Source organism: Agromyces sp. CF514, assembly GCF_900113185.1.
Lineage (GTDB): Bacteria > Actinomycetota > Actinomycetes > Actinomycetales > Microbacteriaceae > Agromyces.
The window spans coordinates 588,636-614,934 of record NZ_FOZD01000001.1 but is presented as its reverse complement, the minus strand read 5'-3'; the positions used below and the strand labels follow the sequence as shown (position 1 = coordinate 614,934).

The following is a 26,299-nucleotide window of genomic DNA, read 5'->3' as shown; positions in this document are numbered from 1 at the left end:
GGTCGAGCGGATGCCGTGGGCGGGCCGCGCACGGCCCGCCCACGATCTCGCCGCTATCCCCTGGCCGGACCTGCGGCAGGCACCTGCTGGGTGATGCAGTGGGGGCCGCCGCCGCCGAAGGCGATCGTCTCGCCCGGCACGCCGACGATCTCGCGGTCGGGGTGCATCCGCGCGAGGAACTCGAGCACGGGCGCGTCGCGCTCGTCGCCCTCGGGGCCGTCCCCGCCGACCGGCACGATGACCGCGCCGTTCGCGAGGTAGTGGTTCGCGTAGGAGACCTCGGCGGCGAGATCGGGGTCGAGGTGCTCGATCTCGAGCGGACGGCCGGCAGCGTCGTGGGATGCCTGCAGGCGCGCGAGGTTCGCGCGGGCGCGGTCGTACTCGCCCGAGCGCGGATCCGACGGGACCTCGAGCAGCACCCTTCCCGGGGCGAGGTACTGGGCGACGCCGTCGACGTGTCCGTCGGTGCCGGCCGGGCCGACGTCGAGGCTGTGGCCGAAGGGCAGCCAGATCACGGTCGAGACGCCGAGGTAGTCGCGCAGGCCCTGCTCGATCTCGGCCTTCGAGAGATGCGGGTTGCGGTTGGGGTTCAGCAGGCACTGCTCGGTCGTGATGAGCGTTCCCTCGCCGTCGACGAAGAACGCGCCGCCCTCGAGCACGAAGGGCGCCTCGAAGAGCGGCACACCCAAGTGCGCGGCGAGCCGGTCGGGCACGAGGGCGTCCTGGTCGTGCGGATGCCAGCGATTGCCCCACGCGTTGAAGCCGAACTTGACCGCGGCGAGCTCGCCCGCCGCGTTCGTGACGAACGCGGGTCCGCTGTCGCGCGCCCACGAGTCGTCGACCGGCACCTCGAGGGCCTCGACGCCGCCGCCGCAGAGGCTGCGCACCTCGGCGGAGAGCCCGGGGTTGCAGAGCATCACCACGGGCTCGAACGCGGCGATCGCGCGGGCCACGGCGGCGTAGTCGCGCTTCGCGTCCTCGAATCGCTCGCGCCAGAGCTCGCGGCGGGTCGGCCAGATCATGACGCAGGCCGAGTGGGGCGCCCATTCGGCCGGCATCGAGTAGCCGGCCTCGGCCGGGGTCGGCCCGGTTCGGGTCGGGGTGGGAGTCGTCTGAGTCACGGCGGACCTCCAGTGATCACGCGTCGGTGCGGATGGGGTTGTGTTCGACTATTTTGGATGAAAACCAAGAAAGTGGCAAGTGGTGCTCAGGGCGGATCACGGGTGCCGAACACCGCGCCCGAGTGCGCGTGGGAGCGCGCGCGAATGCATGGCGCACCGCGTGCGCGGCCGAGGTTCGCGAGGCGAGCGGCGCCTCGCTCGGCGCCTTGCGCTCGGCGAGCACCGAACAGCGCCGGTCAGCGGTGCGCGGGCTCCCCCAGGAACGCCGCCGCGCTCCGCACGCAGAGGGCGAGCAGCCGCGCGTGATCGACGCCCGCGGCGCCGACCGTCAACTGGATCGACAGCCCGTCGATCGTGGCCGAGAGGATCTGCGCGACCTCGCCGAGGTCGTCGAAGGCGAAGGCGCCGCGCTCGCGTCCGTATTCGAGCACGTCTCGCAGGATCTGCCGCCAGCCCTCGTCGAGCTCGTTGTGCACCTCCGAGACGACGTCGTCGGTCGCGGCATCCGACCACACCTGGAACCAGAGGATCCAGCCGGGATCGCCGCGGCCGTTCGACGCCGACAGCTCGATCAACCGCTCGAGCCGGGCCCACGGATCGTCGATGCCGCCGAGCTCGGCCTCGGCCTGCTCGACCAGCGATTCCTCGCTCTGGCGGATCGCGAGCATGAGCAGCTCGGTCTTCGACGGGAAGTAGTAGGTGACGTGCCCGGGGCGCATGCCCGCCCGCTCGGCGATGTCGGTGACACGCACGTTCGCGAGCCCCAGCTCGGCGATGGCCTTCGCGGCCGCCTCGACGACGAGCTCTTCGCGCGCCTTGCCCTTGGCACGCCGGTCGGTCACCACGTCACGCCGCCCTCTCGCTCATCGCGTCCCCATCCTAGCCAGCGCCCCCAGGTGCGGCGCAGCGGCGAGCAGGGCCGCGGTGTAGGGATGGTGCGGGTCGCGGAAGAGCTCCTCGGTGGGCCGATCCTCCACGATCCGACCCGCCGTCATCACGACGACCCGCTCGGTGAGGTGCCGAACCACGGCGAGGTCGTGCGAGATGAAGAGCAGGGTGAGCCCGAGCTCGGCGCGCAGCCGTTCGAGCAGGTTGAGGATGGCCGCCTGCACCGAGACGTCCAGCGCGGCGACCGACTCGTCGGCGATGAGGATCTCGGGCTCGAGGGCGAGTGCCCTGGCGATGCCCACCCGCTGCCGCTGCCCGCCGGAGAGCCGACGCGGGTATGCGGCGAGGAGCGAGGTCGGCAGCTCGACGAGTTCGAGCAGCTCGGCCGAACGGCGCGTCACGTCTGCGGCGGGCACCATGCGGTGCACCCGCAGCAGCTCGCCGAGCGTCTGCCCGATCGTCATCGACGGGTTGAGCGAGGCGCTGGGGTCCTGGAACACCATCTGGATGCGCCGGGTCTGCGCTCGGCTGCGTTTCAGCGGCAGTGGCTCGCCGTCGAGGGCCAAGGCGCCGCCGTCGAGCTCGACGAGCCCGACGATCGCCCGAGCGAGGGTGGACTTGCCGCACCCCGACTCCCCGACGATGCCGACCGCCGACCCGCGCTCCACGACGAGGTCGACCCCGTCGAGCGCGTGCAGCACGGGCACGGGCCTTCCCCGCAGCCTGGCGGCGAGCGCCGAACCGGTTCGGTAGCTCACGCGCAGTCCGCGGGCTTCGAGATGCGCACTCATCGGGCGACCTCCATGAGGGCTTCGGGATGGATGCAGGCGGTCGCCCGCCGTTCGTCGACGCCGACGAGTTCGTGCTCGGCGATCAGGCAGTCCTCGCGCGCGAAGGCGCACCGGGCGGCGAAACGACACCCGTCGGGAAAGCTGCGCGGGTCGGGCGGCGAGCCGGGGATCGTCGCAAGCCGTTCGCCGCCGCCGGCGAACGACGGCGCAGAGGCGAGCAGGGCCGCTGTGTACGGATGCCTCGGCGAACGCAGCACCTCGTCGACCGGGCCGACCTCCACGATCCGGCCCGCGTACATCACGGCGACCCGGTCGCACACCTCGGCGACGACCGCCAGGTCGTGCGAGACGAACACCATGGCGAGGCCGCGCTCCTCGCGGAGGCGTCGCAGCAGGTCGAGGATCTGCGCCTGGACCGTCACGTCGAGCGCGGTGGTCGGCTCGTCGCAGAGCAGCAGCTCGGGCTCGGTGGCGAGGGCCGCGGCGATCATGACGCGCTGCCGCAACCCTCCCGAGAGCTCGTGCGGCCACATGCGCGCGCGCCGCTCGGGTTCGGGGATGCCGACGCCCGCCATGAGCTCGAGCACGCGTGCCCGTGACGCCCGGCGCGACATCCTCCCCCTCGCCCGCACCGCCTCGGCGATGAGGTCGCCGACCCGCATCGTCGGATTGAGCGCCGTCATCGGTTCCTGGAACACCATCGCGACCCCGTACCCGCGCACCCGCTCGGCATCGCGGACCACGCCGCCGTCGAACGCGAAGCGAAGGTCCCCCTCGGCGGTCGCCCCCGGCGGCAGCAGTCCGAGCACGGCCTTCAGCGAGAGGCTCTTGCCCGAGCCCGACTCGCCGACGATGCCGAGCGATTCGCCCGCCGCGACCTCGAACGAGACGCCGTCGACGGGGTGCATCGTGCCGCCGCCGACCGCGAGGTCGACGCGCAGCCCGTCGACGGCGAGCACCGTGCGGCTCACTTCCTGGTCCATGCTTCGATCCCCTCTCCGATCAGGCTGAGCCCGAGTCCGAACCCGACGACGACCAGGCCCGGCACGGTCGACAGCCACCACTGCTCGCGGATGTACGGCTGCCCGGCGGCGATCATGGCGCCCCACTCGGGCGTCGGCGCCTGGATGCCGAGGCCGAGGAACGAGAGCGCCGCGAGCCCGAGCGTCGCGCCGACGATGTCGCTCGGCAGGTAGACGAGCGTCTGCCCCACCGAGTTCGGGAACACGTGCCGCCAGAGCACCCGGCGCGGCGAGAGGCCAGAGGCACGCGCCGCCGACACGTACTCGAGGCCGCGCGTGCGCAGCACCTCGGTGCGGATGAGGCGCGCGTATGCGACCCACGCGATGAGCGTGAATGCGACGAGGATCGACGGCACCCCCGGCCCGAGCACGAACACCAGCGCGATGATGAGGATGTACGTGGGGAACGCCTGCACCACGTCGGAGACGCGCATGATGACGCCATCGACCCAGCCGCCGCGGAACCCGGCGATCGCGCCGAGCACCGTGCCGAGCACTGCGGGCAGCGCGGCCCCGAGGAATCCGACGAGCAGGTCGATGCGCGAGGCGTACACGAGTCGGGACACGACGTCGCGGCCGAGCTCGTCGGTTCCGAGCCAGTGCTCGGGGCTCGGCGAGGCGAGGGCGTTCACGATGTCCTGCTCGAGCGGGTCGTACGGGGCGATGACCGGTGCGAGCACCGCCACGAGCACGTAGATCGCGACGATGCCGGTGCCGACCCAGACGCGGCGCGGCAGGCGCACGCGTTCGGCGCCCGGCACGGCGCGGGCGGGCAGCACGCCCACGGCTGCGGCCGTGACGGTCGTGACGGTTCCGGCGCTCATGACTCGACCTCCAGTCGAGGGTCGGCGATCGAGGTGATGACGTCGGCGATGAGGAACACGAGCACCACGGCCACCGCGAAGAGCAGCGTGTAGCCCTGGATCGAGGGGATGTCGCGCTGCCGGGCGGCGAGCACGATGCCCTGGCCGATGCCGGGCAGCGCGAAGGTCGTCTCGACCACGACGGCGCCGAACAGCAGGTAGCCGAGGTTCAGCGCGAGGATCGACACGGTCGGCGGCGCGGCGTTGCGCAGCACGAACTTCGACATGACCCGCGAGGGTCCGACCCCGAGCGAGCGAGCGGTCGTGACGTGCTCGGCGCCGAGCACGGTGATCATGCTCGCCCTGAGGCTGCGCACCTGCAGCGGCGCGATCGAGAGGGCCAGGGTGAGGGCGGGCAGCACGATCGATCGCAGGTGCTCGGCCGGGGTGTCGCCGAATCCGCCGACCGGGAACCACCCCGTCGGCAGCGCCACCGTGAGGATGAGGATGATCCCCACCCAGAACGACGGCATGGCGAGCGCGACGAGCCCGAACGCACGGGTCGCGTGGTCGAACGCACGGTCGGGTCGGCGCGCCGAGAACATCGCGAGCGGCACCGAGATGACGAGCGAGAGCAGCGTGCCGACGCCGAGCAGCCACACGGTGACCGGCAGGCGCTCGGCGATGAGGCTCGTGACCGGCTCGTTCGACTTGAACGAGTAGCCGAGGTTGCCGGTGAGCACCTCGCCGACGTAGCGGAAGTACTGCACGATCGCGGGGTCGTCGAGCCCGAGCTGCGCCCGCACGACCGCCAGCTCGGCGTCGGAGGCGCGAAGCCCGACGATGAGCCTGGCCGGGTCGCCCGGTGTCACCTTGAGGATCAGGAAGACGAGCAGCACGATCGCGAACAGCAGCGGGATCGCGAACGCGAGCCGCTTCGCGATGAAGAGGTACCGGCTCACGATCCGTCGCCGACCTCGATCGTGTCCCACGCGTACATGCCCCACGGCGCGGGCTCGAAGCCCGAGACCCGGTCGGCCACCCCGTGCAGCACCTGGAACTCGGCGAGGCTGATGGCCTGCGCGTTCTCGATCGCGTCGTCCTGCACGGCCTGGACGATCGCCTGCTTCTCGTCGGGGGCCTCGGTCGCCGTGTAGGCGAAGAACTGCTGCTGCACGGTCTCGCCCTCGAAGCCCGAGAACAGCCACGAGGTGCCGTGGATCCAGCCCAGGGGGTCGACCACGTCGGGCGAGACGGCCCCGTACGACCACAGCACCAGGTCGGCGTCGAGGCCGTAGGCGCGGCTCAGGAACGCGCCGGTCTCGAGCGCGGTGAGCGTGACCTCGACGTCGATCTCGGCGAGGTTCGCCGCGACGACCTGTGCGACGAGGTGGTCGGTCGGGTTGCCGGCGTCGTAGATGAGCTCGAGCGGTCCGGGCTTCGGGGTGGCCGAGGCGGCGAGCAGGTCGCGCGCCTCGTCGAGGTCGAGCGAGTAGGGCTCGACGCTGGGCGGCGCCCAGTTGGCGAGGTTCGGCGGGATGATTCCGCGGGGCGCCGAACCGTAGCCGCGGAACGCGCCCTCAACGATCGAGTCGTAGTCGATCGCATGCGCGACGGCGCGTCGCAGCTGCGGATCGTCGAGCGGAGCGCGGGTCGTGTTGAAGCTCAGGTGTTCGACCTGCCCGACCGGCAGGGCGACGAGACCTTCGCCGTACTGCTTCGCGTCGATCGCCGAGACGTACTCGGCGATGTCGATCTGACCGGCCTGGAACTGCGCGCCCCGCTCCGTCGCGTCGGCGATGACCTCGATCTCGACGCGGTCGACGTGCGGCCGCCCCTCGAGGTAGTAGTGGGGGTTCTTCTCGAGCACGATGCGTCCGCCGGGCGACCAGTCGGCGACGACGAACGCGCCCGCGCCCGTCGGCTTCGCGAAGTACTCGTCCTTCGAGAGTCCGCCGAAGTCGACCGGGAAGATCGCCGACGACGACCAGGTCATGAGCACCGGCAGCGTCGAATCGGGCGTGGCGAGCGAGAACACCGCGGTGCGCTCGTCGGGCGTGGCGACGCCCGTGATGTTCGCGTACAGGGTGCCGTAGTTCGGGCCCTCGGCCCAGACGCCGGCCGAGAAGGCCACGTCGGCCGAGGTGAGCGGAGTGCCGTCGCTGAAGCTCGTGCCCTCGCGGAGCACGAAGGTCCAGGTCAGGGCGGCGGGGTCGTAGGTCCACGACTCGGCGAGGCCCGCCTCGATTCCGTCGCCTTCGGGGGCGACCCGGAGCAGTGGTTCGAGCACGCCCTGCAGCGTCTGGTAGGTCGAGTAGGCCGCCGCCTTGTCGGGGTCCCACCCGTCGAACGACTCGGCGCGGGCGACGTGCAGCGTGTTCGCGTCGGCCGGGTCTGCGCTGACTCCGGCCGGGCTGCATGCGGCGAGCGCGGCGACCGCGAACGCCCCGGCGAGCGCGGCGAGCGCCTTCGTCATGGAGGGGGCCATGAGGACTCCTGTCCCCGGCGACGACGACGTCACCGGTCGAATTTGGATGTCATCCGAATTTGGATGATATCCAAATATCATCGGCGGCAGCCGCCCGGATGTCAACAGCTCCTCGGGACGGATGATCGGGCCCGCCCGACCGCGCCTGAATCGCGCCCGCTCGCACGATCACGACCGGACGCCCTCGGGCTCCGGAGTCACTCGCCGGGTCGGGCCGGCAGGTCGTGCGTCGCGCAGTGGATGCCGCCGCCACCGGAGGCGACCGTGTCGATCGCGAGAGGCAGGATGTCGCGGTCGGGGAACTGCTCCTGCAGGACGTCCTGCGCGCGCCGGTCGGCCCTGCGATCGCCGAACTCCGGCACGAATACCGCGCCGTTGGCGATGAAGAAGTTGACGTACGACGCGAGAAAGTCGTCACCGTCGCCCCGGATCTTCGCGAAGTCGGGCTGGGGCAGTTCGACGACCTCGATCGGCCGCCCCGCGGCATCCGTCGCCGAGGCCAGCACCGACCGCGCCTGCTCGCTCGAGCGCGACCAGACGTCGTCGGGTGCGCCCGGCCCCGGCACGTCGAGCAGCACGACGCCGGGCGCGACGAAGCGCACGAGCGAGTCGATGTGCGCGTCGGTGATGTCCTGGTCGTAGACGCCGTCGAACCAGATCACCTTGCGCATGCCGAGCAGGTCCATGAGGCGCTGCTCGATCTCGTCGCGCCAGAGCCCCGGGTTGCGGTTGTCGTTGACGATCGAGCTCTCGGTGACGAGCAGGGTGCCCTGGCCGTCGGTCTCCAATGACCCGCCCTCGGCGACGAGCGAGGCCACGACGCGCGGAATCCCGAACTCGGCCAGCACGGCCGCGCCGACCCCCGCGTCGTGCTCGTGGAACTGCTTGCCGCCCCAGCCGTTGAAGTTGAGGTCGACGCCCTCGATCCCGGCCGGGCCCTCGACGAACACCGGCACGGTGTCCCGCGCCCACAGGTCGTCGACCGGAACGGTCAGGATCTCGACGTCGTCGCCGACCGCGTACGCGGCATCCTCCTCGTCGCCGGGCGAGGCGAGCAGCACGACCGGCTCGTAGGCGGCGATGGCCGCCGCGACCGAGGCGAGGTCGTCGCGCACGTCCTGCAGGTCCTCGCCCCAGATGGCCTCGGTCGGCCACGACATGACGGTGAGCTCGTGCGGCTCCCACTCGGCACCGAGCCGGCGGTCCATCGCGGCGTGCCCATCGGTCGTCGCCGACGACCGGCCGCCGGAGTTCGTCGCAGGCGCGCAACCTGCCGTGCCGATGCCCAGCAGGCCGAGGCCGGCCGCAGTGAGCACTCCGCGTCGGGAGATCCGCATTCCGGACACACCCCACCTCCCCATGAATTGGATTTCATCCAAATATAGGTCGATGCCACGGCCGGGCCCGCATCGAACGACCCGCTCCATGGCGCATTCACAGCGTGGCACGGACGCGCCCGATCGGCGAGGAGTCTGCGATCTCGCAACGGCGAAGGGCGGATGCCTCGGAGCCGCGCCCGAACCCTCGAACCCGTGTCGCCGGCTACGCGCCCGAGACCCGAGCGAGCGACGCGGTCAGCCGCTCGAGCTCCGCGATGCGCGCCGCCCGCTCGCGCGGCACCCCCGGAACGCCCGGGCGTTGCTGGTCGGGCCGGGGCCCCTCGAGCGGACGGAAGCCGACCCCCTGCTCGGCGAGCCAGGCGAGGTACGCGGGCAGGCGCGACGAGAACGCCGCCCAGTCGAGCGGCCCGCCGTTCCACGCGACCTCGGCGAACGCGCCGAGCCGCGGGAACACCGCGTAATCGAGCCGGTCCCGGGTGTCGAGCTGTTCGGTCCAGACGTTCGCCTGCACGCCGACGACCCGCTCGGCGAACCACTCGGGAGCCCCGTCGGGCACCGGATCGAACGACGCGACGTCTTCGAGCGAGAGCACGGTGCCGACCGGGATCGGCTCGTCTGCGGCATCCGACTGCCGATAGTCGAAGTAGGTCCAGAGGTCGGGGCAGAGCACGACGTCGTGGCCGAGGCGCGCGCCGAGCTCGGCGCCGACGGGCCCGCGCCACGAGGCGACGACCGCGTCGGCGGGCAGCGTCGGCACGGTCGGACCGCCGACCGCTGCGCCCTCCGCACCGGGCCCGCCCGCGGCATCCGCACCCTCGAGCATCTCGTCCCAGCCGATGACGCGACGCCCGCGCTCGGCGACGTGCCCGGCCACGCGCCCGAGGAACCACGCCTGCAGCTCGTCCTCGGAGACGAGCCCGCGCTCGGCCATGAGCTCCTGGGTGCGCGGGTCCTCATGCCAGCGCCGCTTCTGCGCCTCGTCACCGCCGAATCCCACGACGTCGGAGTCGAACACGTCGCAGAGCTCGTCGAACACCGTGCACACGAACGCGAGCGTGGCGTCCTCGACGTTCAGCACCTCGTCGCTGATGCCGAAGCGGGTCCACGGCTCGCCGATGCGCGCGCGCACGGCCTCGGCCCCGCCGACGCCGAACTCGGGGTACGCGGCGAGGATCGACTGCGCATGACCCGGAACGTCGATCTCGGGCACCACGCGGATGCCGCGGGCGGCCGCGTACGCGACGAGCCCGCGCAGCTCGTGCTGCGTGTACGAGCCCTCGTGGGGCACGCCGTCGAGCGTCGACTGCGGGCCATGCCCGAGCTGGGATTCCGAGCGGCGACCGCCGACCTCAGTGAGCCGCGGATACGCCCGCACCTCGAACCGCCAGCCCTGGTCGTCGGTCAGGTGCAGCTGCAGCACGTTGAGGCCGTGCGCCGCGAGCAGGTCGACGAAGCGCAGCAGGTCGGGCAGCGGGCGGAACCGGCGCGCGACGTCGAGCATGACGCCGCGCCACGCGAACCGCGGTTCGCCGCGGAGGTCGAGCGGCGCGAGCGGTGCAGACGACTCATCTGCCGGGCCGGCCTCGGGCGCGCTCACGCGCCGGCCGCCAGCTCGCGGGCGCGCGCGAGCGCGGCATCCGTCGCCTCGACGAAGATCGCCTCGAGCCCGGCCCCCTCGAGCACGGCGACGGCCCGCTCGGTGGTGCCCTTCGGGCTCGTCACTCGTCGGCGCAGCTCGGTCGGGTCGACATCGGATGCCGCGAGCAGCTCGCTCGCGCCCCGGAACGTGCCCTGCACCATGAGCGCGGCCTGCTCGGGCGTGAAGCCCTTGGCGACGGCCGCGGCCGTGAGCTGCTCGATGAGGTAGAAGACGTAGGCCGGACCCGATCCGGAGACGGTCGAGAGCGCGTCGATCTGCGACTCGGGCACGACGATGACGTCGCCCACGCTCCGGAAGAGCGTCACGGCGAGCGCGAGGTCGTCGTCGGTCGAGCGCGTGCCGGGCGCGACGCCCGTGACGGCGTGGCCGACGAGGGCGGGCGTGTTCGGCATCGAGCGGATCACGGCGACCGATGCCGGCAGGAGCGACTCGAAGGTCGCGACGGTCACGCCGGCCGCGACCGACACGACGACGGCATCGGGCTCGATCGCGTCGCCGATCTCGCGCAGCAGGTCGGGCACCATGGCGGGCTTCACGGCGACGATCACGATCTTGGCGCCTGCGACCGCCATGCGGTTGGCCGCGGCATCCGTCTCGGTGGCGTACGCAGTGACGCCGGCGAGGGCCGACAGCTCGGCCGCGTTGGCCGCGGATCGGTTGGTCGCGCGGATGCCCCCGGCCACCTCGATGCCGGGCTGCAGCAGGCCGTTCAGGATGGCGCGGGCCATGGAACCCGCCCCCAGGAAGGCGATCGTCGGGAGGGTCACGGGCTCGTCTGCGGCACTCATTCGACCATCCTAGGATTGGCGCATGAGCGCATCAGGCGGCAGCAAGGCGATCGTCGCGGCATTCCTCGCGAACCTCGGCATCGCCATCACCAAGTTCATCGCATGGTTCTTCTCGGGGTCGGCCTCGATGCTCGCCGAGGGCATCCACTCGGTCGCCGATTCCGGCAACCAGCTGCTGCTCATGCTCGGCGGGCGCCAGGCGAAGAAGGCGGCCGACAAGGAGCACCCCTTCGGCTTCGGCCGCGAGCGATACGTGTACGCCTTCGTCGTCTCGATCATCCTGTTCTCGGTCGGCGGCGTGTTCTCGATCTACGAGGGCGTCGAGAAGCTCACGCACCCGCACGAGCTCACCAATGCCTGGCTGCCGCTGCTCGTGCTGGCCATCGCCATCGTGCTCGAGTCGTTCTCGCTGCGCACGGCCGTGAAGGAGTCGAACCCGCTGCGCGGCAAGCAGAGCTGGGTGCAGTTCGTGCGGCGCGCGAAGGCCCCCGAGCTGCCCGTCGTGCTCCTCGAAGACGTCGCGGCCCTGCTCGGCCTCGTGTTCGCCCTGCTCGGCGTCGGTCTCACGGTCATCACCGGCAACCCGGCGTTCGACGCGATCGGCACGCTCATGATCGGCACGCTGCTGGTGGTCGTCGCGATCATCCTCGGCATCGAGACGAAGTCCCTGCTGGTCGGCGAGGGCGCAGGCGACGACGACATCGAGAAGATCGAGCAGGCGATCGCCGCCGGCCCCGAGATCGAGCGCATCATCCACATGAAGACGCTGTACCTCGGCCCCGACGAGCTGCTCGTGGCCGCCAAGCTCGGCTTCGCGGCCGACCAGTCGCTGCTCGAGGTCGCTGCTGCGACGAACGTCGTCGAGCAGCGCATCCGCACGGCGGTGCCCGCAGCCCGGGTCATCTACATCGAGCCCGACGTCTACGTCGACCCGAACCTCGTCGCGCCGCCCACCGACGCGATCGTCATCAAGGGCCTCGAATGACGGATGCCGCGGCGGCCGCCCGTCGCACGGCCCTCGTGCTGCGCCACGACTCGGCCATCGGCCTCGGCAACCTCGGCCCGACGCTCGAGGCGCACGGCTACGACGTCATCACGGTCGACGCCCCGGTGACGGATGTCGCCGAGCTCGACCCGCTGGCCGCCGACCTGGTCGTCGTGCTCGGCGGCGACGAGGGCGCGTACGAGACCGACCGATACCCCTACCTCTCCGACGAGCTCGGACTGCTCCGGCGTCGCATCGAGGCCGAGGCGCCGATCTTCGGCGTGTGCCTCGGCGCGCAGCTGCTCGCCTCGGCACTCGGCGCCCGCGTGTACCGCGGCGAGCGCAAGGAGGTGGGATGGCTCGAGGTCGACCCGACCGAGGCCGGGGCCGACTCCCCCGTGCGCCACTTCGCCGGGGTGCCGACCGTGCAGTGGCACGGCGACACGTTCGACCTGCCCGTCGGCGTCGAGCGCCTCGCCGGGTCGGCCCAGTACGAGAACCAGGCGTTCCGCCGCGGCGACTGGCTGCTGGCCGTGCAGTTCCACCCCGAGGTCACGACCGAGATCCACGAGGACTGGCTGGCCGCCTGGGGCGACGAGCTGCCCGAGTACGGGCTCAGCCGCGAACGCCTGCGCGAGCAGCGCGAGTCGTTCGGCGTGCCGGCCGAGGCGGCCTCGGCCGCCTTGCTCGGCGAATACCTCGACGGGCTCGAACGACGCGCGACGGTCGCCGCCTAGCTACGACCGGCGGTGCTCGGAGCCGCCGAAGAATGCCAGCAGCTGCGACGCCGCGGCATCCGCCTCGACGCCGGCGTAGACCTCGACCCGGTGGTTGAGGCGCCGGTCGCGCAGCACGTCGTAGAGCGAACCCGCGGCTCCCGCCTTGTCGTCCCACGCGCCGAACACGACGGTGGGCACGCGTGCGGCGAGGATCGCCCCGGCGCACATGACGCACGGTTCGAGCGTGACGACGAGCGTGCAGCCCTCGAGGCGCCACTCGCCGTGGGCGGCCGCGGCATCGCGCAGGGCCAGCACCTCGGCGTGCGCCGTCGGGTCTCCGGTGAGCTCGCGCTCGTTGTGCCGTGCAGCGATCACGCGACCGTCGGCATCGACGACGACGGCTCCCACGGGCACGTCGCCGGTCTGCGGCGCGAGCGCGGCCTCGGCGAGCGCGGCCCGCATCCACTCGCGATGCGTCGACTGCTCCATCGCCCCTCCTCGGCCTCCCGTGCGGCGACCCCCGCGAACTAGACTCGAGCCTATGCGAGTCCACGTTGCAGACCACCCGCTCATCACCCACAAGCTGACGGTGCTCCGCGACGTGAAGACGCCGTCGCCCGTGTTCCGCGCACTCGTCGAGGAGCTCATGACGCTGCTCGCCTACGAGGGCACCCGTGGGGTGCGGGTCGAGCCCATCGAGATCCAGACTCCGGTGTCACCCACGACCGGTGTGCGCATCGCCGAGCCGCGACCGCTCATCGTGCCGATCCTGCGAGCCGGTCTCGGCATGCTCGAGGGCATGACGAAGCTCGTGCCGACCGCCGAGGTCGGCTTCCTCGGCATGGCCCGCAACGAAGAGACCCTCGAGCCCACGACCTACGCCGAGCGCCTGCCCGACGACCTCTCCGGCCGCCAGTGCTTCGTGCTCGACCCGATGCTCGCGACGGGCGGTTCGCTCGCAGCGGCCATCGAGTTCCTGTTGAAGCGCGGCGCGACCGATGTCACGGCGATCTGCATCCTCGCGGCCCCCGAGGGCCTGGCGTTCCTCGAGCGGGAGCTCGAGGGGCACGACGTGACCATCGTGCTCGGCGCCCTCGACGAGCGCCTGAACGAGCACGGCTACATCGTGCCCGGGCTGGGCGACGCCGGCGACCGCCTCTACGGCACGGTCTGATCCGCCGAGACATCCGATCGGCCGGGCGGGGCGTTCGCACCACTATGCTGCGCGGCATCCGTCCGCTTCCCCGAAGGATCTTCGGCGGAACCCGCTCATGCCCAGAATCCGACGCAGATCATTTTTTTCGAGGCTTGATTTTCGCAGCTTCTTTCTCGGTTTGAAGCGTCTCGGCTGATCCTGCCGGATGCCGCACCCCGGCCTGCACCGTCTGCGCCGTCACGGTGCGTCATGCGACCGTCACGGATTGACACATCCGGAGACGTCGGATTGACTATCGCTCATGACTGACACCGCACGCACCCTGACCGCCCCCGAGGCTCTCAGGTCGACCGACATGATGATGTCGGCGCGTGCATCCATGTGTTGTCGAATGTGCCGCTGACCGCGACCTGACCGCCGAGCCGCCTGAGCCGATCACATCCTCGATCGGCTGCGACTCCCCGAACCCCTTCACCGCGGGTTCGCACACCGGCCGATCCGGCCTTCGCTCCACCCCGTCGTCCGGGGTGTTCGCTGCACCTTCTTCGCGCAAGGAATCCATCATGTCTCTCGCTCTCGCACCCGTTCGCACCGCTCCCGCCGTCCGCACCGAGGCCCCCCGCATCAGCGGCTCGGCCATCCGCAGCGCGGCTCCGCTGCAGGCCGCCGCCCAGTCGGCCGCCCCCACCGCCCCGCTCGCCGATCGCGCACCTCGGGTCCGCGCCGTGCCCGAGGGCACCGAGGCCCGCGGCTTCGTGCTCTACGTCGGCATCGACGAGTCCAAGGCCGACGCCGACGGCACCACGCTGCACCGCATCGTCGAGGCGCTCCGAGCGCTGACCGGCGAGATCGCCCCCTCGGCCGAGACCTACGCGGCGGTCGCCCTGGCTCCGGCCGGCGCCGGCGGTCGCGACGTCGACGTCGTGCGCCTCGCCCTGCAGGACCCGGCCGCGCTCGCGAAGCAGCGCGATGCGGGCGAGACCCGTGCCGACGCCGACCGTCACCCCAACGGCGTCATCATCGACATCTCGCGCAAGCGCGTGCTCCTCGACGGCGAGCCCGCGGGCCTCACCTACAAGGAGTTCGAGCTGCTCCAGTTCCTCGTGCTCCGCGAGGGCCGCACCATCGACCGCCACGAGCTCATCGACAACCTCTGGGCGGGCGAAGAAGAGGTCCCGAGCGAGCGCACCATCGACGTGCACGTGCGTCGCCTGCGCTCCAAGCTCGCGCACTACCAGGACATCGTGCGCACCGTGCGCGGCGTCGGCTACCGTTTCGACCGTCACGCCGACGTGTCGATCCGTCAGGCCTCCACGCCCTCGCCCGACCTGTACTGAGCGGCTCCGTCCGTCACGCCGTCCGATGAGGGCGTCCCGCCCAGCGGGCTACCCCGGTCGGCGCGTGCGATAGCCCGCGTACACGACGCCGTTCGAGAACCGCCGCTGGTCGACGAGTTCGAGATCCAGGCGGATGCCGACGGGCAGCGCCGGGTTCCCGCCGCCGACCACGACCGGCGAGACGTAGTGCCGGTACTCGTCGACGAGCCCGGCTCGCAGCGCGTGCGCCGCGAGCGTCGGACCCCCGATCGAGACATCCGTCGCCGACGTCTCGACCAGCTCGCGCACCGCGTCGGCATCGAACGAACGCACGAGGCGGGTCTTCGCGGTCCGCACGCGCTCGAGCGTCGACGAGTAGACAACCTTGTCGGTGGCCCGCCAGATCTCGGCGTACTCGCGGATGACCTCTGGCGCGCCGTCGACCGGCATGTCCTCCCAGGCGGCGAGCACCTGGTACATGCGCCGACCGATGAGCATGGTGCCGATCGCGCGCTCCTGCGCGTTGACGGCCGCGTGCACCTGCTCGCTGGGCATCGCCCAGTCGAACCCGCCCTCGGCGTCGGCCATGTACCCGTCGAGCGACGTGATCGCCGTGTAGACGAGCCTGCCCATGAGCACCTCCTCCGACCTCGATCCTCGCCCGATCGCGTGCGCGCGGCAACCCGCTTCGACGGGCTCCGGTCCGGGTGATCCGAGCGCTCTCGGGCAGGTCATGGGAACCTCGCCAGAAAATCACAGATTGATAACTAGCGCCCGTTACCTATCCGTTATATATTCGGTTGTGCACCGACTGTTTGCTGTGGCGGTCGGTGTGGAATGTGATTGCAGGACACTCTTGGTGCAAGGGTGAGGGTCGGACGTCAGCCTCTACGTCCGGCCCTCATCCATTTCCGGCGCCGTCGGCATTCGGCCGCGAGGTTGCCTATTGCGGATGCTGAGTCTCCGGATCCGTGGCACCACTCACTCGCATCGTCGCGACGCGTGAAACGCTCGGAGCTCCATCCGAACACCGAGCCGAAGGAGTCGCGTGACCGATCGAGCGATCGCCGTCGCCGCCTGGGAGTCCCTCTTCCGTGCACAGGTCACGGTCATGCGCGCCCTGGCCGACACGTTCCCGTCCGAGCTCATCTCGCTCAACGAATACGACGTGCTGTTCAACATCTCCCGATCGCCGGGGCGGCGCCTCCGATTGAAGGACCTGAACCGGTCGGTGCTCATCAGCCAGCCGAGCGTGAGCCGGATGCTCGATCGGCTCGCGGCTCGCGGACTGGTCACCAAGACCCCCGATCCCGACGACGGTCGCGGCACCATCGTCGCGATGACCGAGGAGGGCTTCTCGCTCTACCGCGGCGTCGCACTCCAGCACATCGTCGCGATCGAACGCAACGTCGGCGCCGAGCTCGACGACGACGAACTCGTGGAGCTCACCGACCTCTGCAAGCGCATGCGCCTCGCGATCGCCGACCCGCTCGTCGGCGAACCCTCCGACACCGCGAGCTGATGCTCCGGACATGACAGTGGGGCGGGAACCCTACCTCCCGCCCCACTGCGGCCTCTCTGGAGGCCTCCCCCTGCCGAGCGACCCGAACTGAGCTCGGCGAGGCATTCCAGAGGGAAACGGGTCATGTCCTGTCATCCCCCGGCCCGCGAGGCGGGCTGGTCGGTTCGGGCCGACTCTGGTCTGCTGGAATGGTATCCCCGCGGACCGCCGTGCACAGTGCCCCGTAAGAGGGCCAACCTCCGCGACCGCGGGTCAGGGCCAGTCGACGGATGCCTCGTAGCCGGGGTGCAGGCGCACGAACTCGGCGATGAACGGGCAGCGCGGCACGATCCGGAGCCCCCGGGCGATCGTGTCGTCGAGCGCGAAACGCGCCAGGCGGCTTCCGATGCCGCGGCCGCCGAACGCCGGATCCACGACGGTGTGAGTGAACGTGAGCGCCGTGGGCGACGCCACGAAGACGGCGATGCCCGCCTGCACCCCGTCGACGGTGATCACGTACCGGCGGGCGGCATCTTGACGCTCGATCTCGATGAGCTCGTCACGCGTGTCGGCATCGGTCATATCGGGGTCCTCCTCGCAATGGGCCTGCGTTCCAGTCCGGTGGCTTCCGGCGGCCGCTCCCCGGCAAGTATCGCCGGAAGCTCCACGCGCAGCACCTTCGCCCCGCGGGAGACGCGGTGCTGTGCGGCGTGCAGTGCCGCGAGGGTCGCGCCCGCGGCATCCGTCGCGCCGGCCCTGATCGAACCCGGCTCGCGCGACATGACCGTGATCGCGATGAGCCAGATGAAGATGAGCGAGAACGCGACGATCTCGAACACCGTGAGGCTGAAGAGGTGCAAGCCGTCGTAGAGCACCATCGCGACGACCTCGACGGCCACGAATGCGATCGAGAGCACCACGAGCCGACGCGGCGCACCGCGCACGAGCAGCCGGAGGCACAGCGCCGGCAACGCGAAGCACACGGCAGCGCCGAGCGCGAAGGCGTTGTGCACGTCGGTCGCGGTGTCGATCGGCACGAGACCGACACCAGCGAGGCAGAGGCCGAGCATCACGATGCAGACCCGCAGCACGCGGATGCCGACGTCGGACGCCCCGAATCGCGGTGCGGCGAGCCCGTTCGTCAGCGTGCGGGCCAGCATCACCATCGCGAGCCCCGAGAGCACGGCACCCGCGTTGAACGAGAAGGCGGCCGCGTCATCGGTCGTGCCGAGCGTGCTGAAGTTCAGGGCCCACCAGGAACCGGTGCCGGTGAGGCTCATGCTCGCGATCGAGCCGGCCGCGAGCGTCATCGCCGCGAGGTTGAAGGTGCGGTACGCGTGGTCGTGCACGGCGACCCGGTGCAGGCAGAAGACGGCGAGCGCGAGACCGCCGCCGAGCACGACGGCGACCACCCACTGGCCCCCGGGCACCGGCGAGAACGCGGCGGCGGAGAAGTGCACGCCGAGCGCGGCCGCCGCGAACCAGGAGCCCGCGGCGAGCAGCGCGCGGTTCTCAGGGGTCGAGTGCACGCCGAACCGATGCAGGAGCTCGATGCCCGACTGGGAGGCCGACGCGATCGTCAGTGCCACGAACACCCCCACCGCCGCGCAGGCCCCGATGAGGATCGCCCAGGCGTGACGGTCGTGCCACAGGGCGTCGACGGGCTGGTCGAGTCTCGGAGCGAAGAGCTGGAACACGGCGACGCCGAGGAACAGCGAGATGAGCGTCGTGAGCACCCGACGCATCACGGCGGCCGTGGCGTGATCGCGCAGTTCGGCGAGGCGCCGTCGCGCCTCTCGGCGCCTGACGGCGGCGTGCCGCCCGGCGCCGCGTGCGCGCCCGGCTGCTGCACCCCGGTTTCCGGGCAGCACGAAGTCGGTGGTCGTCGCATCGGACGCCACCCGAAGTCCCCCCGGGAGCCGTGTGGTCATGATCGAGCCTTCGCGGTCGGCGCCATCACAAGTTGCCCCTGAGCGTAACCGGGCAGACCGGCGCGACCAACATTCCTCAGCTCGATCAGGGCGACGCACAGTCGATGCACAGCATCCGGAGGCTCGTCTCCGCCTGGTCGGGAACGCCCCTCGCCGACACGAGCGAAGGCCCCTGCGTCGTGCGGATCGCACGATGCAGGGGCCTTCGCTCGCGGTTCTCGGCGCGCTCGCGGCCCGCCCTCGACGGAGCCGCTCAGTGCACCCCGAGGAAGTCCTCGAGCGTGGCCGGGTTCGCCCGCACGCTCGGCTCGAGCACCGGCTGACCGGGGAACTCGCTGGCTTCGAAGAACCAGCGACGCGACGCCGGCATGCCCCAGAGCTGCGCGCGCTTCGGGTTCGAGGTGTCCCAGCGGATCGGCTCGGCCTCGAGGTCGATGAACTGGTAGTGCGTCGTGAACAGCTCGATGCGGTGCTGGTCGGGGTCGCGCAGGTAGAGGAAGAGGGCGTTACTGATGCCGTGGCGGCCAGGGCCGCGATCGATCTCCTGCCCGAATCCACGCGCGCCCGCGACATCCGCCGCATGGATCAGGGCGGCCGCATCCGGCACGGTGAAGGCGAAGTGGTGCAGCCGAGGGCCGCGACCGTTGGTGAAGACGAGGTCGTGGGTGTTGCCCTTGACCTCCATCCACGTGCCCCAGAGCTCGTCGGTGCCGTCGGTCGCGGTGTACTCGCTCATGCGCATGCCGAGGCCGGTCCAGAAGTCGGTCGCGGCCTGCACGTCGTATGTGACGACCTGGTAGTGGTCGAGGCGCTGCGGGGCTCCCGCGACGAACTCGTCGAACTGCTGCATCCTGCGCTCGACGACGTCCATCGACGAGGTGAGCTCCAGGTGCGTGCCGACCGGATCGCGGAAGCGGATCGTCGGCCCCTGGTGGTCGACCTCGACGCGCTCGGACTCGATGCCCGCGGCCTTGAAGTGCCGCTCCGCGGCCACGATGTCGTCGTCGGTGCGCACGCGAAGGCCGATCGCGAGCGCCTTCGGCTCGGCGGCGAGCTCGAGGCGCAGGCTGTGATGCGAGGCCTCCTCGAGACCGCGCAGGTAGACCACGTCGTCGGTCTCCTCGGTGACGACGAGGCCGATGGTGTCGCGGTAGAAGTCGCGGCTCGCGGCGAGGTCGGTCACGGCGAGCGCGACGTGGCTCGCGCGGGTGATGGCGAACGGCGGGGTCTGGTTCCAGGTGGGCAGCATGGCGAGGGTCCTTCCGGGGTGTCGAACATCTCAAGGCTCGCAACGCACGGCCGCCTGCGGAACTACCGATGCGCTCTGCCTGCCATAGTTCAGAACTATCGAACGCTTCTCCCGATAGGCTCAACCCATGGAGCTTCGCCACCTGCGGTACTTCCATGCCGTCGTCGAGGCGGGTTCGCTCACAGCCGCCGCGAGGGCGCTGCGCATGTCGCAGCCGCCGCTCAGCGTCGCCATCGCCCAGCTCGAGACCGAGCTCGGCACGCCGCTCCTGGTGCGCACGTCGCGCGGCGTCGAACCGACGAGCGCCGGGAGGTCGCTGCTCGAGTCGTCGGGCCGCGTGCTCGGCGAGGTCGACGAGATCGTCGCGACCGTGCGCCGGTCGGCCGGGCGCGGCAGCGGCGTGCTCACGGTCGCCGCCGTGCCCGCGCTCATCTGGCATCGCATCCCGCGCCTGCTCCGCGAGGTCGCGGCAGGCTCCCCCGACCTCGAGATCCGGCTCGTCGACCCGCCGCCGTGGACCGCGCTCGACCTCGTCGCGAACGGACGGGCGGATGTCGCAGCCGTCCTCGTCGCCGACCCGAAGCGGTTCGTCGCCAGGCACGGCGACGCGTTCGAGATCCGCGACTGGGGCGCGGTGCCCCTCGTGGCGGCGCTGCCGCCCGGCACGGAGGCACCCGACCCGCTGCCCCTGCACTGGTTCGACGACCGGCTCGTGCTGCTCCCCCACCGCACGGCCGCGGTGCCGAGTCTGCCCGAGCTCGTCGAGGCCGAGTTCCTGCGGCTCGGCGTCGTGCCGCGCGAGGTGCGTACGGTGGCCACCATCCAGAACATGGTGCCGCTCGTCGAGGCGGGCCTCGGGGCCGCACTGCTGCCCGACGCCGACGGGGCGAGCCTCGGGCGGTTCGACATCGCCGTGCGGTCGACGCATCCCTCCACCGCTCCCTTGCGCGCGCTCGTGCTGGCGCGCCGAGGCGCCTCCGCCGACCCGGTCGTGGGCCGGCTGCTCGAACTCGTCGACTCGACATCCGACCATTCCGATGCCGTCAGCACAGATCGTGTGCGATTTCCCATACAATCGCAGGACGCGCGAGAGGACCGATGATGGCAGCGAGCAAGGCAGAGCAGGCGTACGCCGTCCTCAAGGCGCGCATCACCGATGGCACCTACGGGCCCGGGTACCGGCTCGTCATCGACCAGCTCGCGCGCGAGCACGGCATCAGCTCGGTGCCGTGGCGCGAGTCGCTGCGCCGTCTCGAAGCCGAGGGCTGGGTCGAGATCGTGCCGAACGTCGGCGCCCTCGTGCGCACGTTCGACGCGCACGCGTTCGAGCGCACCATCCGCCTGCTCGCCCGCCTCGAGGGGCTCGCGACCGCCGTCTCGGCGCCGCACCTGACCCCGGCCGACCTCGCCGAGGCTCGCGCGTTCAACGCCCAGATGGCCGAGGCGCTCGCGAGCTTCGACACCAACCTCTTCGGGCGGCTCAACCGGCGCTTCCACGAGGTCCTCTGCTCGAAGAGCGACGACACCCGCCTCAACGAGCTGCTCGCGAACGAGTGGGCGCGACTCGACTTCATCCGCCGCTCGGCCTACTGGCACGCCCCCGGCCGCGCGCAGGCCTCGGTCGCCGAGCACGAGGAGCTCGTCGCGCTCATCGAGCGCGGCGCCGACCCCGACGAGATCGAGACCGCCGCCCGCCAGCACGAGGTCAACACCCTCGTCGCGGTCACGACCTACGACGCCGCCCTCGCGGGCCACACGCCGAGCGAGTCGCTGCTGGCGTAGGGCGGCACGCCCGCGGCAATGCGGCAGGCGTCACATTCGTGCGATCGAGTACCCGATCGCCGCTCGGGATCCTCCCCCGGGAACGAGCGTGGCCGTGAACCCGGTCGACGTCTCGGGCACCTCGATCTCAACGTGATCGACGGTCCCGGAGGCCGTGCAGGCCGTGAGCGCGGAGACCTCCGCATGCGATCCCACGGCGAACGTCCCGGCGACGGTGCCTTCGCCGGCGCACACGGCGGTGATCCGGTAGCGGCCGGCCGCCCACTCCGATTCGTCGCCATCGCGAATGACCTGGGTGACGGTGCTTCCGGCCTCATCGCCGGGCACGATCGTCGGTCGCGCGTGCGCGGCGGCCAGGCTCGACGCTGCCTGCGCATCGAGCAATGCGTCGGCCGCGTCGATCTCGTGAGAGAGATCGATCACCTCTGCCTGCGATGAGGACACGTCGGGTGCCGCTGCTTCGGTGCACCCGGCGAGCAGTACTGCAGCCGACACGGCCACGCCCAGCATCCGAACGGCACGAGCGACGGTGTTCTGAGAGATCACGGGTACAGCTAAGCGGAAGTACCGAGCCCGGCACCAGACCGACGGCGCCTCAGCTGATGCCGCTTCGCCACTGCGCGATCCACGCGCGCCCGTAGTCGTTGCCGTTCGGCAGGCGCAGCGTGGTGTGCACGTGGAAGCGCGCCGGCAGGCGGTTCGCCAGCCAGACGCCCGCGTGGTTGTCGAGCTCGGCGATCACGACCGGGCTCTGGATGCGGAAGTACACGGGCTCGCTGCCGTCGGTCGCGCCGTACCAGGAGAACCAGGTCTCATCGAGGTGCGCGTCGTAGCGGGCGAGCATCGCCTCGCGCTGGGGCTCGCGCAGCAGCGCGAGGAAGTCGGCCACGATGCGGCGCACAAGCGCCTGCTGCGCGGCATCCAAATGCGACACCGCGATGCCCTCGGAGGGCACCACGCGGTTGTCGCGGAACGCGCCCGCGACGTGGCGCTCGTCGGCCGGGTGCAGCCGGCCCTCGGGCATGGCCGGGTCGAGCACCGACGCGAACACCACGGCCTCGGCGCGCTGCTCGGGCGTGAGCGAGCCGGCCAGTTCGAGCGCGAGACGCTCGCGGTCGTCGAACAGCGGCGGGCGGGCTCCGTCGGAGAGCGCGGGCTCGGCGCCGATGAAGACCGGCGCGATCACGTCGCGGCCGCCGACGGTCGCGAAGTTGATCGCGACGTGGTGGCCGAACAGCTGCCAGCCCCACGGTTCGTCGGCGGAAGGCGTGCCGAAGAGTGAGAACCAGTAGCTGCGCTCGTTCATGATCGTCGGCAGCCCGGTGAGTTCGCCGAGGTAGCCGTTGAGGGCCATCGCCTCGCGCACCTGCGCGAATCCTTCGGAGCTGAGGGATGCCTCGACGAGGCCCAGGATCGCCGCGACCTGCCGGTCGGAGAGATCCTCGAGCCGCAGCCCGTTGCGGTGGAAGACGAACTCGGGGTTGCTCCAGCCGCGCCAGTCTGGGGCGTCGACGTCGTACCGCACGCGCTCGCGCAGGTCGTCGGGCAGCGTCGCGAGGACGTGCTCGGCGGCGGCCACGACGGCGGGGTCGCCGGACGCGGAACGCGCGGATGCGGCATCCGCCCACACCTCGCTCCGTACGATGCCGTCGGAGGTGATGCCGACGAACGGCTCGTCGTAGAGCGCGTCCCAGTCGCGCAGCAGCGCCTGCAGGAACTCGTTGCCCTGCCTGGCGGCCGTGAACTCCTCGTACGACATGCCCCGCCACGGGGCGAGCTCGTCGCCGTCGAGCGGGTACAGGTGGTCGCGGAAACTGCGGTCGTCGAGCGACACGGCCTCGTCGCGGGCGCTCACGCGCGCCTCCGAGAAGAAGCCGTCGAGGTCGCGGTCCTCACTCATCGGCGGGGCTCTCCGGTGCCGGGGCGCCTTCGGCGGAGCCGCCGGCATCCGCCCCTCCACGCTGTCGCAGTCGCGCACGCGCGCCGTTCGTGTAGATCGCGGCGACGATGTCGTCTGGCGTCATGGGCGACGTGAGCTCGCGCTGGATCACGCCGTCGGCGAAGACGAGCACGCGGTCGCACACGAGGGCGAGCTCGTTCTCGTCGGAGCCGGCCACGACGACGTAGGTGCCGGTCTCGGCGGCATCCCGGATGGCGGCGCCGATGATGTGGCGGGCGCCGATGTCGACCGCCTGCGTGGGCTCGTGCAGCAGCAGGAGCTTCGGGTCGGTCGCGAGCCACTTGGCGACGAACACCTTCTGCTGGTTGCCGCCGCTCAGGGTGCCGACCATGGCGTCGGGGCGCGGCGGGCGCACGTCGAGGCGTTCGATCCACTCGTCGGCGAGCGAGCGCTCACCGCGCGACGAGAACGGCAGCAGGCCCCGCTTCGCGCGCGAGGTCTGCGGGAACGCGATGTTCTCGGCGACCGACATGCCCGCGGCGATGCCGCTGTGCTCGCGCCCCTCGGGCACGAGCGAGATGCCGCCCGCGATCGCCGTGCTCGGCGTGAGCCCGGCGAGGCCGATGGTCGAGCCCGCGAGCGCGACCTCGCCCGAGGTCGCCTTCGAGACGCCCGCGAGCAGGTACGGCACATCGTCGTAGCCCGAGCCGGCGAGCCCGGTGAGGCCCAGCACCTCGCCCGGGCGCACCTCGAACGCGACGTCGTGCACGCCGAGCCCGGTGACGCCCGCGACCGCGACGGGGTCGCCCGTCAGCCCGGGCAGCGGGGCGCGGTCGCCGAGGTCGATGAGCTCGCGCCCGAGGATGAGGCCCGTGAGGGTCGCCTCGGTCATGCCCGCCACCTCGCGGCCCGACTCGACCACGGCGCCGTCGCGCAGCACGGTCACGCGGTCGGCCGCATCGACGACCTCCTCGAGGCGGTGCGTGATGAGCAGCACAGCGGTGCCGGTCGCGACGATCTCGTCGAGCAGCGTGAAGAAGCCCTCGAGGGCGCGACGGCCGAGGGCACGCGTCGACTCGTCGAAGATGATGAGGCCCTTGCCGGGCGTGGCGTCCTGCAGCGCGCGGGCGATCGCGACGATCGCGCGGTCTTCCTCGCTGAGGTCGCCGACGAGCGCGTCGAGCGGCACCGAGCGCTGGATGCGGTCGAAGACCGCCTGGGAGGCCGCGCGCTCGCGCTTCCAGTCGATGCGACGGAACGGGCCGGTGGGCGTGAGACGCCCGACGCGGAGGTTCTCGAGCACCGTGAACGAGTCGACGAGGCCGAGGCTCTGGTGCACGATCGCCATGCCGCGGGCGCGCGCGTCGTGCGGGGTGACGGGCAGGTCGAAGGGGCTGCCCTCGAACGAGACGATGCCGCCCTCGTCAGGCGTGTAGAGGCCCGAGAGGATCTTCGCGACGGTCGACTTGCCCGAGCCGTTCTGCCCGACGAGCGCGTGCACCTCGCCCGGACGCACGTCGAACGAGATGTCCTTCAGCACCCGGGTGCGGCCGAACGTCTTCGAGAGCGATTCGACCGCGAGGCGGGCGCCCCGGGGAGCGGGCGATGCCGCCCGCTCCCCGATGGTGGTGCCGAGGGTCATGCAACACCCCACAGCGCTTCGAAGTCCTCGCGGAACGTCGTCGGGCCGAACCACTCGCCCGAGGCCTCGGCCTCTTCGGTGAGGCTCACGTCGCCGATGTTCTCGCGCGTGAAGAGGCGCACCGGGATGGTGTACTCGGGCACCGTCGAGCCGGTCATGAGCCGCAGCGCGAGGTCGGCCTCGACCCAGCCCTGGTAGGCGTTGGCCTGTCCGGTCGCGGCGTAGAGGTAGGTGTTCGACGCGAGCGCCTGGAGGGCGCCGATGCCGGCCGAGCCGGTCACGCCCTTGACGGACTCCATCATGCCGGCGGCCTGCACGCCGCCCTGGGTCGGCTGCAGGAACTGCGCGAAGTCGTTCACGACGTAGCCGATGGTCGGGTCGTTCAGCAGCGCGGCGCTCACCGACGGGGTGACCTGCGGGAAGTTCGACGACGACACGTCGTTGATCGTGTAGGTGCAGTCGGGGCAGATCTCGTCGAGCTCGTCGGTGCCGGCCTGCACGTACGCCTTCTGCGAGGGGCCGTCGGCCGTGCGGTTGATGAGGATGTTCGCGGTGCCGCCCGAGTCCTTCGTGATCCACTGCGCGATCGCGATCTCCTGGTCGGAGCCGCCCGCGGGCACGTAGCCGAGGGTCTCGGACGCGGGGTGGCTGTCGTCGGGGATCTGGTTCGAGATGACGACCGGGATGCCGGCCGCTTGGGCCGCGTCGAGCGCATTGGCGGCGAGGCCGTACGGCACCGCGTCGGTGACGATCGCGGCGGCGCCGGCTTGGGTGCCCTGGCCGATGCACGAGCCGATGTCGCTCGGGTTGCCCTTGCCGTCGCACACCTGCACCGAGATGCCGACGGACTCGAGGGCCTCGGTGAGCTGGGCGCTGACGATGCTGAACTGCGGCGACTGCAGCGTGACGGGCACGTAATAGACGGTCTCGCCCTTCAGGGCGTCCACGCCGTCGACCGCCTCGGTCGGCACGGGGTACGCGTCGAGCGGTTCGGAGACGGCCGCGAGCGCGGCGTCGAGGTCGGCGTCGCCCGCGGAGGCCGAGGAGGAGGCCGCGGGCGAGGTGTCGGCGGCGGCATCGCTGCAGCCGACGAGGGCGAGGGCGCCGACGGCGACGGCTCCCGCAGCCACGAGGCTGCGGATGCGGCGGGTGGAGGATGCGTTCATGCTGTGTGTTCCTTACGTGACGACGTTGACAGTTCGGACGGGTGGTGCGGA

26 protein-coding genes are annotated in these 26,299 nt (G+C 71.3%); 7 read left to right on the top strand and 19 right to left on the bottom strand.

Features of this window, described 5'->3' with window-relative positions:
• Positions 1–53: 53 nt before the first annotated feature.
• The 10 genes from BM342_RS02730 to proC all read right to left on the bottom strand — a co-directional run bounded on the left by BM342_RS02730 (position 54) and on the right by proC (position 10,901).
• Positions 54–1,121 (bottom strand): agmatine deiminase family protein, encoded by a 1,068-nt coding sequence (locus tag BM342_RS02730; protein ID WP_218154886.1) that lies wholly within the window; start codon positions 1,119–1,121, stop codon positions 54–56.
• A 236-nt stretch (positions 1,122–1,357) separates the two neighbouring features.
• A complete protein-coding gene (locus BM342_RS02725) occupies positions 1,358–1,963 on the bottom strand; it encodes a TetR/AcrR family transcriptional regulator (protein ID WP_177232032.1) in 606 nt (201 codons plus the stop codon).
• 21 nt (positions 1,964–1,984) lie between these two features.
• Positions 1,985–2,800: an ATP-binding cassette domain-containing protein gene (locus tag BM342_RS02720; RefSeq protein WP_092963978.1), complete on the bottom strand. Its 816-nt coding sequence runs from the start codon at positions 2,798–2,800 to the stop codon at positions 1,985–1,987.
• Complete coding sequence (locus BM342_RS02715; protein WP_255368474.1) at positions 2,797–3,783, bottom strand: ABC transporter ATP-binding protein; 987 nt, start codon at positions 3,781–3,783, stop codon at positions 2,797–2,799. The genes BM342_RS02720 and BM342_RS02715 overlap by 4 nt, the downstream gene beginning before the upstream one ends.
• A complete protein-coding gene (locus BM342_RS02710) occupies positions 3,768–4,646 on the bottom strand; it encodes an ABC transporter permease (RefSeq protein ID WP_092963977.1) in 879 nt (292 codons plus the stop codon). Before BM342_RS02710 ends, BM342_RS02715 begins: the two co-directional genes overlap by 16 nt.
• The gene (locus BM342_RS02705) at positions 4,643–5,587 is read right to left on the bottom strand and encodes an ABC transporter permease (protein ID WP_092963976.1); all 945 of its coding nucleotides are present in this window, start codon (positions 5,585–5,587) and stop codon (positions 4,643–4,645) included. Before BM342_RS02705 ends, BM342_RS02710 begins: the two co-directional genes overlap by 4 nt.
• A complete protein-coding gene (locus BM342_RS02700; protein ID WP_177232031.1) occupies positions 5,584–7,113 on the bottom strand; it encodes an ABC transporter substrate-binding protein in 1,530 nt (509 codons plus the stop codon). The genes BM342_RS02705 and BM342_RS02700 overlap by 4 nt, the downstream gene beginning before the upstream one ends.
• A 197-nt stretch (positions 7,114–7,310) precedes the next feature.
• Complete coding sequence (locus BM342_RS02695; protein WP_255368473.1) at positions 7,311–8,450, bottom strand: agmatine deiminase family protein; 1,140 nt, start codon at positions 8,448–8,450, stop codon at positions 7,311–7,313.
• Between the two features lie 205 nt (positions 8,451–8,655).
• Positions 8,656–10,050: a beta-N-acetylhexosaminidase gene (locus BM342_RS02690; RefSeq protein WP_092963973.1), complete on the bottom strand. Its 1,395-nt coding sequence runs from the start codon at positions 10,048–10,050 to the stop codon at positions 8,656–8,658.
• On the bottom strand, positions 10,047–10,901 hold the full coding sequence (gene proC / locus BM342_RS02685; RefSeq protein WP_092963972.1) for a pyrroline-5-carboxylate reductase: 855 nt from the start codon (positions 10,899–10,901) through the stop codon (positions 10,047–10,049). Before proC ends, BM342_RS02690 begins: the two co-directional genes overlap by 4 nt.
• Positions 10,902–10,923: 22 nt before the next feature.
• Between proC and BM342_RS02680 the strand changes: the two genes are divergently transcribed.
• A complete protein-coding gene (locus BM342_RS02680; RefSeq protein ID WP_092963971.1) occupies positions 10,924–11,886 on the top strand; it encodes a cation diffusion facilitator family transporter in 963 nt (320 codons plus the stop codon).
• Entirely contained in the window at positions 11,883–12,623 is a 741-nt protein-coding gene (locus BM342_RS02675) for a glutamine amidotransferase-related protein (RefSeq protein WP_092963970.1), read from the top strand. Before BM342_RS02680 ends, BM342_RS02675 begins: the two co-directional genes overlap by 4 nt.
• On the opposite strand, the gene tadA is transcribed toward BM342_RS02675, so the two are convergent.
• The gene (gene tadA, locus BM342_RS02670; protein ID WP_218154885.1) at positions 12,624–13,094 is read right to left on the bottom strand and encodes a tRNA adenosine(34) deaminase TadA; all 471 of its coding nucleotides are present in this window, start codon (positions 13,092–13,094) and stop codon (positions 12,624–12,626) included.
• 52 nt (positions 13,095–13,146) lie between these two features.
• Here tadA and upp point away from each other — a divergent pair, with 52 nt between their 5' ends.
• Positions 13,147–13,779, top strand: a complete 633-nt coding sequence (upp, locus tag BM342_RS02665; RefSeq protein ID WP_092963969.1) for a uracil phosphoribosyltransferase — start codon at positions 13,147–13,149, stop codon at positions 13,777–13,779.
• Positions 13,780–14,324: 545 nt separating this feature from the next.
• The gene (locus BM342_RS02660) at positions 14,325–15,098 is read left to right on the top strand and encodes a winged helix-turn-helix domain-containing protein (protein ID WP_177232029.1); all 774 of its coding nucleotides are present in this window, start codon (positions 14,325–14,327) and stop codon (positions 15,096–15,098) included.
• A 48-nt stretch (positions 15,099–15,146) separates the two neighbouring features.
• Here the strand turns inward: BM342_RS02660 and BM342_RS02655 are convergent, their stop codons facing one another.
• Positions 15,147–15,710 (bottom strand): dihydrofolate reductase family protein, encoded by a 564-nt coding sequence (locus tag BM342_RS02655; protein ID WP_092963968.1) that lies wholly within the window; start codon positions 15,708–15,710, stop codon positions 15,147–15,149.
• 415 nt (positions 15,711–16,125) lie between these two features.
• Here BM342_RS02655 and BM342_RS02650 point away from each other — a divergent pair, with 415 nt between their 5' ends.
• Positions 16,126–16,599: a MarR family winged helix-turn-helix transcriptional regulator gene (locus tag BM342_RS02650; protein WP_255368472.1), complete on the top strand. Its 474-nt coding sequence runs from the start codon at positions 16,126–16,128 to the stop codon at positions 16,597–16,599.
• Between the two features lie 252 nt (positions 16,600–16,851).
• On the opposite strand, the gene BM342_RS02645 is transcribed toward BM342_RS02650, so the two are convergent.
• The 3 genes from BM342_RS02645 to hpaD all read right to left on the bottom strand — a co-directional run bounded on the left by BM342_RS02645 (position 16,852) and on the right by hpaD (position 19,758).
• A complete protein-coding gene (locus tag BM342_RS02645; RefSeq protein ID WP_092963967.1) occupies positions 16,852–17,160 on the bottom strand; it encodes a GNAT family N-acetyltransferase in 309 nt (102 codons plus the stop codon).
• On the bottom strand, positions 17,157–18,509 hold the full coding sequence (locus BM342_RS02640; RefSeq protein WP_143109735.1) for a hypothetical protein: 1,353 nt from the start codon (positions 18,507–18,509) through the stop codon (positions 17,157–17,159). The genes BM342_RS02645 and BM342_RS02640 overlap by 4 nt, the downstream gene beginning before the upstream one ends.
• Positions 18,510–18,762: 253 nt before the next feature.
• Positions 18,763–19,758, bottom strand: coding sequence for a 3,4-dihydroxyphenylacetate 2,3-dioxygenase (gene hpaD / locus BM342_RS02635; RefSeq protein WP_092963965.1), 996 nt, complete (start codon positions 19,756–19,758; stop codon positions 18,763–18,765).
• A 127-nt stretch (positions 19,759–19,885) separates the two neighbouring features.
• On the opposite strand from hpaD, the gene BM342_RS02630 reads away from it, so the two are divergent.
• Both BM342_RS02630 and BM342_RS02625 read left to right on the top strand, forming a co-directional pair.
• Entirely contained in the window at positions 19,886–20,860 is a 975-nt protein-coding gene (locus BM342_RS02630; RefSeq protein ID WP_092963964.1) for a LysR family transcriptional regulator, read from the top strand.
• Positions 20,860–21,540: a GntR family transcriptional regulator gene (locus BM342_RS02625; protein ID WP_255368471.1), complete on the top strand. Its 681-nt coding sequence runs from the start codon at positions 20,860–20,862 to the stop codon at positions 21,538–21,540. Before BM342_RS02630 ends, BM342_RS02625 begins: the two co-directional genes overlap by 1 nt.
• A 30-nt stretch (positions 21,541–21,570) precedes the next feature.
• Here the strand turns inward: BM342_RS02625 and BM342_RS02620 are convergent, their stop codons facing one another.
• The 4 genes from BM342_RS02620 to BM342_RS02605 all read right to left on the bottom strand — a co-directional run bounded on the left by BM342_RS02620 (position 21,571) and on the right by BM342_RS02605 (position 26,248).
• On the bottom strand, positions 21,571–21,963 hold the full coding sequence (locus BM342_RS02620) for a hypothetical protein (RefSeq protein ID WP_143109734.1): 393 nt from the start codon (positions 21,961–21,963) through the stop codon (positions 21,571–21,573).
• A 172-nt stretch (positions 21,964–22,135) separates the two neighbouring features.
• Entirely contained in the window at positions 22,136–23,440 is a 1,305-nt protein-coding gene (locus BM342_RS02615) for a DUF3500 domain-containing protein (protein ID WP_092963961.1), read from the bottom strand.
• Positions 23,433–25,082 carry a sugar ABC transporter ATP-binding protein gene (locus BM342_RS02610; protein ID WP_092963960.1) on the bottom strand — a complete coding sequence of 550 codons (1,650 nt, stop codon included), beginning with the start codon at positions 25,080–25,082 and terminating at the stop codon, positions 23,433–23,435. The genes BM342_RS02615 and BM342_RS02610 overlap by 8 nt, the downstream gene beginning before the upstream one ends.
• A complete protein-coding gene (locus tag BM342_RS02605) occupies positions 25,079–26,248 on the bottom strand; it encodes a sugar ABC transporter substrate-binding protein (protein WP_092963959.1) in 1,170 nt (389 codons plus the stop codon). Before BM342_RS02605 ends, BM342_RS02610 begins: the two co-directional genes overlap by 4 nt.
• Positions 26,249–26,299 lie beyond the last annotated feature (51 nt).

Excerpts from the sequence above, each read along its gene's own strand:
- BM342_RS02720 (WP_092963978.1), bottom strand. The coding sequence starts at position 2,800 with ATGAGTGCGCATCTCGAAGCCCGCGGACTGCGCGTGAGCTACCGAACC.
- BM342_RS02715 (WP_255368474.1), bottom strand. The coding sequence starts at position 3,783 with ATGGACCAGGAAGTGAGCCGCACGGTGCTCGCCGTCGACGGGCTGCGC.
- BM342_RS02710 (WP_092963977.1), bottom strand. The coding sequence starts at position 4,646 with ATGAGCGCCGGAACCGTCACGACCGTCACGGCCGCAGCCGTGGGCGTG.
- BM342_RS02700 (WP_177232031.1), bottom strand. The coding sequence starts at position 7,113 with ATGGCCCCCTCCATGACGAAGGCGCTCGCCGCGCTCGCCGGGGCGTTC.
- BM342_RS02695 (WP_255368473.1), bottom strand. The coding sequence starts at position 8,450 with ATGCGGATCTCCCGACGCGGAGTGCTCACTGCGGCCGGCCTCGGCCTG.
- proC (WP_092963972.1), bottom strand. The coding sequence starts at position 10,901 with ATGAGTGCCGCAGACGAGCCCGTGACCCTCCCGACGATCGCCTTCCTG.
- BM342_RS02680 (WP_092963971.1), top strand. The coding sequence starts at position 10,924 with ATGAGCGCATCAGGCGGCAGCAAGGCGATCGTCGCGGCATTCCTCGCG.
- BM342_RS02675 (WP_092963970.1), top strand. The coding sequence starts at position 11,883 with ATGACGGATGCCGCGGCGGCCGCCCGTCGCACGGCCCTCGTGCTGCGC.
- tadA (WP_218154885.1), bottom strand. The coding sequence starts at position 13,094 with ATGGAGCAGTCGACGCATCGCGAGTGGATGCGGGCCGCGCTCGCCGAG.
- upp (WP_092963969.1), top strand. The coding sequence starts at position 13,147 with ATGCGAGTCCACGTTGCAGACCACCCGCTCATCACCCACAAGCTGACG.
- BM342_RS02660 (WP_177232029.1), top strand. The coding sequence starts at position 14,325 with ATGTCTCTCGCTCTCGCACCCGTTCGCACCGCTCCCGCCGTCCGCACC.
- BM342_RS02655 (WP_092963968.1), bottom strand. The coding sequence starts at position 15,710 with ATGGGCAGGCTCGTCTACACGGCGATCACGTCGCTCGACGGGTACATG.
- BM342_RS02645 (WP_092963967.1), bottom strand. The coding sequence starts at position 17,160 with ATGACCGATGCCGACACGCGTGACGAGCTCATCGAGATCGAGCGTCAA.
- BM342_RS02640 (WP_143109735.1), bottom strand. The coding sequence starts at position 18,509 with ATGACCACACGGCTCCCGGGGGGACTTCGGGTGGCGTCCGATGCGACG.
- hpaD (WP_092963965.1), bottom strand. The coding sequence starts at position 19,758 with ATGCTGCCCACCTGGAACCAGACCCCGCCGTTCGCCATCACCCGCGCG.
- BM342_RS02630 (WP_092963964.1), top strand. The coding sequence starts at position 19,886 with ATGGAGCTTCGCCACCTGCGGTACTTCCATGCCGTCGTCGAGGCGGGT.
- BM342_RS02625 (WP_255368471.1), top strand. The coding sequence starts at position 20,860 with ATGGCAGCGAGCAAGGCAGAGCAGGCGTACGCCGTCCTCAAGGCGCGC.
- BM342_RS02615 (WP_092963961.1), bottom strand. The coding sequence starts at position 23,440 with ATGAGTGAGGACCGCGACCTCGACGGCTTCTTCTCGGAGGCGCGCGTG.
- BM342_RS02610 (WP_092963960.1), bottom strand. The coding sequence starts at position 25,082 with ATGACCCTCGGCACCACCATCGGGGAGCGGGCGGCATCGCCCGCTCCC.
- BM342_RS02605 (WP_092963959.1), bottom strand. The coding sequence starts at position 26,248 with ATGAACGCATCCTCCACCCGCCGCATCCGCAGCCTCGTGGCTGCGGGA.